1 rRNA gene is annotated in these 632 nt (G+C 53.8%); it reads left to right on the top strand.

The features are described 5' to 3' along the window. Positions 1–536: 536 nt before the first annotated feature. A 23S ribosomal RNA gene (locus MM817_RS16425) occupies positions 537–632 on the top strand; the annotation flags it as partial.

The raw sequence follows: 632 nt of genomic DNA on the forward strand, positions 1-632 counted from the left end.
CGCAAGATCAAGCGGCAACCTTCAGTGGTTCCTTGACAACTAGAGGTGAACACGTGAATGCAGATGAACTTGATGGGTAGTAGCATCAAGCCAAAAGCAACAGTGACACAACGCGCATAGTGCATATACTATGTGAATTTGCTGTCCCACCCAACGAACTACGATGGATGTGTGGTAGCCTTAGGCTACTCACACGGACAACCGTATGACGAAAGGTGAAAGTGACCAGAATCCACACCGTGGATTCGAGGTCATGCCCTTCCCGCAAGGCAGAAGGGTATTCGTCAAGGAGACACGAGCAGATCAAGGAAGCGAAGAGACACGACGAGGGAGCGTACGAAGTAGGTACGAGACCGAGACGTGGAAAGAAGCTGACGCAGAGATGCGACGTGGATCTGCAGACGAATGTCGTCAAAGAGACACGAGCAGGTCAAGGAAGCGAAAAGACACGACGAGGGAGCGTACGAAGTAGGTACGAGACCGAGGCGTGGAAAGAAGCTGACGCAGAGATGCGACGTGGATCTGCAGACGAAAGAGGATAAGGTAGGAAGAGCGCACGGGGGATGCCTAGGCGCTAGGTGCCGAAGAAGGACGGGGCGAACACCGATATGCCTTGGGGAGCCGTACGCAGG

The organism is Sulfoacidibacillus ferrooxidans, assembly GCF_022606465.1.
GTDB classification, from domain to species: domain Bacteria; phylum Bacillota; class Bacilli; order Alicyclobacillales; family SLC66; genus Sulfoacidibacillus; species Sulfoacidibacillus ferrooxidans.